This is a genomic window from Burkholderia sp., assembly GCF_018375725.1.
In the GTDB taxonomy this organism is placed as follows: Bacteria; Pseudomonadota; Gammaproteobacteria; order Burkholderiales; family Burkholderiaceae; genus Burkholderia.
Genome location: NZ_JAHACR010000219.1, coordinates 1 through 7,335 on the forward strand (window position 1 = coordinate 1; position 7,335 = coordinate 7,335).

The 7,335-nt window shown below is 66.2% G+C and carries 7 protein-coding genes and 1 pseudogene; 4 read left to right on the top strand and 4 right to left on the bottom strand.

Annotated elements, in window-relative coordinates; translation table 11 throughout:
* Both pyrG and kdsA read left to right on the top strand, forming a co-directional pair.
* Window positions 1-269: pseudogene (gene pyrG, locus KH616_RS18730) on the top strand (CTP synthetase); the annotation flags it as partial.
* The gene (gene kdsA / locus KH616_RS18735; RefSeq protein ID WP_292249636.1) at window positions 266-1,120 is read left to right on the top strand and encodes a 3-deoxy-8-phosphooctulonate synthase; all 855 of its coding nucleotides are present in this window, start codon (window positions 266-268) and stop codon (window positions 1,118-1,120) included. The pseudogene pyrG and the gene kdsA, both read left to right, overlap by 4 nt.
* Here the strand turns inward: kdsA and KH616_RS18740 are convergent.
* Window positions 1,117-1,605: a 2,4'-dihydroxyacetophenone dioxygenase family protein gene (locus tag KH616_RS18740; RefSeq protein WP_292249637.1), complete on the bottom strand. Its 489-nt coding sequence runs from the start codon at window positions 1,603-1,605 to the stop codon at window positions 1,117-1,119. The two genes, kdsA and KH616_RS18740, sit on opposite strands and share 4 nt — an antisense overlap.
* Window positions 1,606-1,791: 186 nt before the next feature.
* A complete protein-coding gene (locus tag KH616_RS18745) occupies window positions 1,792-2,769 on the bottom strand; it encodes a LysR family transcriptional regulator (RefSeq protein ID WP_292249638.1) in 978 nt (325 codons plus the stop codon).
* Between the two features lie 104 nt (window positions 2,770-2,873).
* Between KH616_RS18745 and KH616_RS18750 the strand changes: the two genes are divergently transcribed.
* Together KH616_RS18750 and KH616_RS18755 are read left to right on the top strand one after the other, a co-directional pair.
* Window positions 2,874-4,226, top strand: coding sequence for an aspartate aminotransferase family protein (locus KH616_RS18750; protein WP_292249639.1), 1,353 nt, complete (start codon window positions 2,874-2,876; stop codon window positions 4,224-4,226).
* A gap of 53 nt (window positions 4,227-4,279) precedes the next feature.
* Window positions 4,280-5,797 carry a CoA-acylating methylmalonate-semialdehyde dehydrogenase gene (locus tag KH616_RS18755; RefSeq protein WP_292249640.1) on the top strand — a complete coding sequence of 506 codons (1,518 nt, stop codon included), beginning with the start codon at window positions 4,280-4,282 and terminating at the stop codon, window positions 5,795-5,797.
* Window positions 5,798-5,924: 127 nt separating this feature from the next.
* Here KH616_RS18755 and KH616_RS18760 read toward each other — a convergent pair whose 3' ends face one another.
* A complete protein-coding gene (locus tag KH616_RS18760) occupies window positions 5,925-6,299 on the bottom strand; it encodes a hypothetical protein (protein ID WP_292249641.1) in 375 nt (124 codons plus the stop codon).
* Between the two features lie 131 nt (window positions 6,300-6,430).
* A partial coding sequence (locus KH616_RS18765; protein ID WP_292249642.1) for a Rieske 2Fe-2S domain-containing protein occupies window positions 6,431-7,335 on the bottom strand: 905 nt, incomplete at its 5' end.

The following is a 7,335-nucleotide window of genomic DNA, read 5'->3' on the forward strand; positions in this document are numbered from 1 at the left end:
ACGTGAACGAGCGTCACCGCCACCGCTACGAGGTCAACAACCGCTTTGTGCCGCAGCTCGAAGCCAGCGGCCTTGTCATCAGCGCGCGCACGCCGAGCGAGAATCTGCCGGAAATGATGGAACTGCCGCGCTCGATGCACCCGTGGTTCGTCGGTGTGCAGTTCCACCCGGAATTCACGTCCACGCCGCGTGACGGTCACCCGCTGTTCAAGTCGTTCGTCGAAGCCGCGCTGGCAAACAAGCAGGCGCGCGCCGGAGTGAAAGCATGAAGCTGTGCGATTTCGAGGTCGGTCTCGACAAGCCGTTTTTCCTGATCGCGGGCACCTGTGTCGTCGAATCGGAGCAGATTACGATCGACACGGCGGGGCGCCTGAAGGAAATCTGCGAGAAGCTGAACGTTCCGTTCATCTACAAGTCGTCCTATGACAAGGCGAACCGCAGCTCGGGCAAGTCGTTTCGCGGCCTCGGAATGGACGAGGGGCTGCGCATCCTGTCCGAAGTGAAGCGCCAGCTCGGGCTGCCGGTGCTGACCGACGTGCATGCCATCGAGGAGATCGAGCAGGTCGCCTCGGTGGTCGACGTGCTGCAGACGCCGGCCTTCCTGTGCCGGCAGACCGACTTCATCCAGGCCTGCGCGCGCTCGGGCAAGCCGGTCAACATCAAGAAGGGCCAGTTCCTCGCGCCGCACGACATGAAGAACGTGATCGACAAGGCGCGCGATGCGGCTCGCGAAGCGGGGCTGTCGGAAGATCGCTTCATGGCGTGCGAGCGCGGCGTATCGTTCGGCTACAACAACCTCGTATCCGACATGCGTTCGCTCGCGATCATGCGCGAAACGCACGCGCCGGTCGTGTTCGATGCGACCCACTCGGTGCAGTTGCCGGGCGGGCAGGGCACGAGCTCGGGCGGTCAGCGCGAATTCGTGCCGGTGCTGGCGCGCGCGGCAGTTGCCGTGGGCGTCGCGGGCCTGTTCATGGAGACACACCCGCACCCGGCCGAAGCCAAGTCGGACGGCCCGAACGCGGTGCCGCTCGACCGGATGGGCGCGCTGCTCGAAACGCTCGTCACGCTCGATCGGGCGGTGAAGCGCGCGCCCTTCCTGGAAAACGACTTCAACTAACAGATGAACCAGGCGGCGTCCGGCGCGGCGCGCATGTGCTTGCGCTGGCGCAACAGCGCGACGCGGCAGTTTTCCCGCGCGGTTTCGCGACCGTCGTCATCGAGCAGCACCAGATCGCCGCGCATCACGTTGAACGTGATCACGTCGCCATCGCCGCTCGCGAGCGTTTCGGGCGTATGGATCGATCCGGCCGGTTCGAGCACCGTCGAGCCGGCATGCGCGACCCAGTCGTATTCACGGTAGCGCCACGCCCCCTGCAATGTATAGACGAATACCTGCCCGTCATGACGATGACGCGGCAGCACCTGGCCGGCGGGCATGCGGAGCAGCGCGGTCAATGTGTCCTCGGCGGCATGGATGTGCAGATACTTGATCGCGAGACCGGGCAGGCCAGCGTGCATCGGCAGCCACGGCAGCGCGTCGCCGGACAGGCAGGAGATGGGCGGCAAGGCGGCTTGGAGGCCGGATTCCGGGAGGAGCGTCATGACGGCGGGGGAAGGCTGAATGTGAGGCCGGATTATCGCAGAGGTGGCGTCGCCGGGGCGGTTTCGGCATTCGGGCGTTCGGACGGGAAGGGCGGCGGGGCGCGCCGGACAGTATCGTGACCCGCGTCGCCGGTTCGCGCGCCGCGCGAGGTCGCCGCGCAGCCGGAGCCGGATGCGACGTCTTTGTCACCGCGTGTCGTTTCCCCCCGGATCGGTACGCATCGAGCCTGCCGCCGCATGCGCGGCCTCCAGACATGACTGAAACAGCAGCGCCGCGCGCGACGGCCGCGGCGAGCGCCGCAACAGGCTGACGAACCGGCACTGGTAATGGAACCGCTGCGGCGCGATCGGCTGCAATAGTCCCTTTTGCTCGAAGCTGTCTGCGTAGTGATCGGGCAGGAAGCCGAGATAGCGGCCCGACAGGATCAGCGTCGCGATCGATTCCTGATCGGACGCGGTCGCGCTGCGCGTGAGCTTCGCGCGGTGGCTCAGCTCCATGTTCGGCGAGTGAAAGCCGAGCCCGGCGAACGCATGCTTGCGGATCGCGCTCCAGGTCAGCTTGCCGTGCGGCACGCCGAACAGCGGGTGCTGGCGGCCGCAGTAGAGCAGCATCCGCTCGCCGAACAGCTCACTGTAGACAAGGCTGCCCGAACTGCGGTGCGCCGGAATGATGCCGACCTGATAGCTGCCGTCGATGATGCCGCGCTCGACCTCGTTGATCGATGCGACATGCAGGTTCAGCCCGACGTCCGGTGCTTCGTCCGCGAACTGGCGGATCGCGTCGCCGAGACGTGCGTTCGGGTTCGTCGCCGTCTTGTCGAACACCGCAATGTGCAGCTCGCCGCCCATCCGGTCGTGTATCCCGTCGATCCGGCTGCGAAACGCCTCCATCGACGCGAGCAGGCGCAGCGTTTCCTCGTAGACGGTCTGCCCTTCCGGCGTCAGCGTGAAGCCGGCCCGGCCGCGCCGGCACAGCACGAGACCGAGCCGCGTCTCGAGATCCTTCACGTGGCGGCTGATCGTCGAAATGCCGATGTTCAGCTCCAGTTCCGCCGCCGCCATCCCGCCGCATTGCACGACGCCCTTGAACACCCGCAACAGGCGCAGGTCCATGTCGCTGAGCTGCCCGAGCAGCGCCCGGCTCTTCGGTTTCTTTGCTTGCATAAATGCGCAAGTGAATATTGATATTGCGATATTCAAAAGACTAATTGGCGTCCCGACAATGCGCAACATCCTTATCGACAAAGGGGCGCGCCGCGCTGACCGACATGACCGTTCTGACCGCACCGCAACAGGAAGACACCGTCCGTACCGATGCCGAATGGCTCGATGCGCACTGGATGCCGTTTACCGGCAATCGTCAGTTCAAATCCGACCCGCGCATGATCGTGTCGGGCCAGGGCGCGTACTACACCGACGGCGAAGGCCGCAAGATCTTCGACGGCCTGTCGGGCCTCTGGTGCACGGGTCTCGGTCATGGTCGGACGGAGATCGTCGAGGCGGTGAGCCGCCAGGTCGCGCAGCTCGACTACGCACCTGCGTTCCAGTTCGGCCACCCGAAGTCGTTCGAACTCGCGAACCGGATCAAGGCGCTGACGCCGGCCGGCCTCGACTACGTGTTCTTCACCGGCTCCGGCTCGGAAGCCGCCGACACGTCGCTGAAAATGGCCCGGGCGTACTGGCGCGCGAAAGGCAAGGGCACGAAGACGCGCCTGATCGGCCGCGAGAAGGGCTACCACGGCGTGAATTTCGGCGGCATCTCGGTCGGCGGCATCGGGCCGAACCGCAAGCTGTTCGGCCAGGGCATCGACGCCGACTTCCTGCCGCATACGCAACTGCCGGAGAACCGGTTCTCGCGCGGCCTGCCGGAGCACGGCGCAGAACTGGCGGACCGGCTGCTCGACCTGATCGCGCTGCACGACGCATCGAACATCGCCGCGGTGATCGTCGAGCCGTTCTCCGGCTCGGCGGGCGTCGTCGTGCCGCCGAAGGGCTATCTGCAACGCCTGCGCGACATCTGCACCGCGCACGACATCCTGCTGATCTTCGACGAAGTCATTACCGGCTTCGGCCGCGCGGGCGCGATGACGGGCGCGGAGGCGTTCGGCGTGACGCCGGACATCATGAACGTCGCGAAGCAGGTGACGAACGGCGTGCAGCCGCTCGGCGCGGTGATCGCGAAGAAAGACATCTACGACACGTTCATGGCCGCGGGCGGCCCCGAATACATGCTCGAGTTTCCGCACGGCTATACCTACTCGGCGCATCCGGTGGCGTGCGCGGCGGGCGTCGCGGCGCTCGACCTGCTCGAGCAGGAGAACGCGATCGGCCGCGTGCGCGAACTCGCGCCGCATTTCGAAGCGGCGGTGCACGGGCTGAAGGGCCAGCGCCATATCGCGGACATCCGCAACTGCGGCCTCGCGGCGGGCATCACGATCGCGGCGGTGCCGGGCGAGCCGGCGCGCCGTCCGTACGAAATCGCGATGCGCTGCTGGGCGAAGGGCTTCTATGTCCGCTACGGCGGCGACACGATCCAGCTTGCGCCGCCGTTCATCGCGGAGAAGCGCGAGATCGACAACCTGGTCAACGCATTGTCCGACGCCCTGAACGAAGTGGACTGATCCGCCGGCACGGCATGACTTCCGATTACCGCATTCACGAAAGAGTTTGAGCGATGAAACACGATAGCAACGTGACCTCCACCCTCGGCCACCTGATCGACGGCAAGCGCGTCGACGGCGGCAGCCGCGTCCAGCCGGTGTTCGATCCGGCGACGGGCGAATCGGACAAGAGCGTCCTGCTCGCCGACAAGCTGACCGTCGAGGCCGCGATCGCGTCTGCGCAGGCGGCGTATCCGGCGTGGCGCAACACGCCGCCGCTGAAGCGCGCACGCGTGATGAGCCGCTTCAAGACGCTGCTCGAGGAGCACGCCGACGAACTGTGCGCGCTGATCACGGCGGAGCATGGCAAGGTGCTCGCCGACGCGATGGGCGAACTGCAGCGCGGCATCGAGAACGTCGAATACGCGAGCTACGCGCCCGAGCTGCTGAAGGGCGAGCACAGCAAGAATGTCGGCCCGGCGATCGATTCGTGGAGCGAGTTCCAGCCGCTCGGTGTGGTCGCGGGGATCACACCGTTCAATTTTCCGCTGATGGTGCCGCTGTGGATGTGGCCGATGGCGGTCGCGTGCGGCAATACGTTCGTGCTGAAGCCGTCGGAGCGCACGCCGTCGTCGACGCTGCGGATGGCCGAACTCGCGCTCGAAGCCGGTCTGCCGCCGGGCGTGCTGAACGTCGTCAACGGCGACAAGGAGGCGGTCGACACGATCCTGGCCGATCCGCGCGTGAAGGCGGTGAGCTTTGTCGGCTCGACGCCGATCGCCGAATATATCTATACGACCGGCTGCGCGCACGGCAAGCGCGTGCAAGCGCTCGGCGGCGCGAAGAATTTCGCGGTCGTCATGCCGGATGCCGATATCGGCAATGCGGTGAATGCCCTGATGGGCGCGGCATACGGCTCGTGCGGCGAGCGCTGCATGGCGATCCCGCTGGTGGTCGCGATCGGTGACGAGACCGGCGATGCGGTGGTCGCGGGGCTGAAGGCCGAAATCGCGAAGATGAAGGTCGGCCCGGGCGTCGCGCCCGGCACCGACATGGGGCCGCTCGTCACGCAGCAGCATTTCGCGAAGGTGACGGGCTTCGTCGACGCGGGCGTCGCGGCGGGCGCGACACTGGTCGTCGACGGCCGTGGCGTGAAGGTCGACGGCCACGACGGCGGCTACTACCTGGGCCCGTGTCTGTTCGACAACGTCCAGCCGGGCATGCCGATCTATCAGCACGAGATCTTCGGGCCGGTGCTGGGCGTCGTGCGCGTCAAATCGCTCGGCGACGCGATGGCGCTGATCGACGCGCACGAATACGGCAACGGGACGTGCCTGTTTACGCGGGACGGCGAAGCGGCGCGTTTCTTCAGCGACAACATCCAGGTCGGCATGGTCGGCATCAACGTGCCGCTGCCGGTGCCGGTTGCGTATCACTCGTTCGGCGGCTGGAAGCGCTCGCTGTTCGGCGATCTGCATGCATACGGCCCGGACGCGGTGCGTTTCTATACGAAGCGCAAGACGATCACGCAGCGCTGGCCGTCGGCCGGCGTGCGCGAAGGGACGGTATTCAGCTTTCCGTCGAGCCGCTGAGCCGGTGCATGAATGGACGTGGCGACCGCCGGTTACGGCGGCGCCACGTGACGAAGCCGAGCGCGGCCCGGCCGGACGATCCGGCCGGGCCGCTGCATGTTGAGCGCAGGGTTCTGACGTCGGACGCTTACGGTGCGGCGACGTGCCAGACGTTCCTGAATCCGTCGCCTTTGCGGTCGCCTTGCGCCCGATCCTGCACGAAGAAATAGAGCGGCTTGCCCTTGTACGCCCATTGCAGGCTGCCGTCGTCGCGCTTGACGGTCGAATAGGGCGAGGCGGGATGATCGGTTGCGCTCGCCTTGTAGGGCGGCCAGAGCGTCGGGCACGTGCCGGTGCATGCACTGGTGCCGGTGTTGGGCTCATCCATGTCGAACGTATACAGCGACATGCCGTTCGCGGCGACGAGCACGCCGTTTGCAGCCATCGCCGGGGCGTTCTGGGCCGGCGCGCTTGCCGAGGCAAGCATGAGCAGCACCGAACTGGCGAGAAGCGCGGCTTTCATGGGGGTCTCCTTGTTCTCGGGCGATGGTTACACCATAGGCGGTTTTGCGCGCGACTGCGAGGGAGACTGCGGATGCGACCGCGCCGGCGGGGCGGTCGCATCCCGGTATCGTGCGATGGGCAGCGGCTACGTTACGCGTTGCCGTTTATCTCGCGGATCGGAATGACAGTGCGGTCGCCGCAGCTGCGCAGCAGATCCCGCAATTCGTTGATGACGGGGAACACCTCATGGTTCCAGTCGGCGCCTTGCTTGTCGTGCGCTTCCTGTTCGCGCTCGACGATCCAGCGGTCCTCCTTGAAGATCCGCTCCGTGAACCAGACCAGCAGCGGCCATGCCGCGTCTAGTGCAAACGGGAAACCCGGCTTGCGGATGGACAGCAGGCCGAACGTCCGGTTGGTGCGTTGCGCCGCATCCAGCGGCACGTAGACGATCCACAGATCCATCACGAGCGTGCCTTCGCTCGAACGGATCTGCAGCGTCTGGTACGGATAGCCGGTGCGTACCGTCATCACGCTCTTGCCGGCCTGGTCGCCCGGTTTCTTGCTGGCGCCAAACACGAGTGCCTCGCCGACGGGCTGCTTGCCCTCCATGCGCGTAAACGTATAGTCGACCTCGACCCAGTCGTCGCCGCGACGGCGGCCGAGCACGCGTGCGCGCATTTGTCCCATTTGCCGCCGGTGCAGGAACTGGTGGTTCATGTCCATCATGTTTTCGTGCATGAACGAGTAGTGGCACTTGACCTCGTGGCCGAAGCGGCGCGTCTTGTACGCCTTGTCGGCGGCCGACGACAGCGCGGGAACCGGCCGCTCGTCGGCCAGCGTCGCATCGCCGGGAAAGACGAAGATCAGGCCTTCCACCTCGCGGCACGGATAGGCGCGCACGCCGTTGGGCAGGCGCTCCTTGCCGAGGTAGGGCACATCGACGCACTGGCCGGAGCAGTCGTAGGTCCAGCCGTGATAGCCGCAGCGGATCGATTCGCCGTCAACGACGCCCGCGTGCAGCAGCACCTGCCGGTGTGCGCAACGGTCTTCCAGCG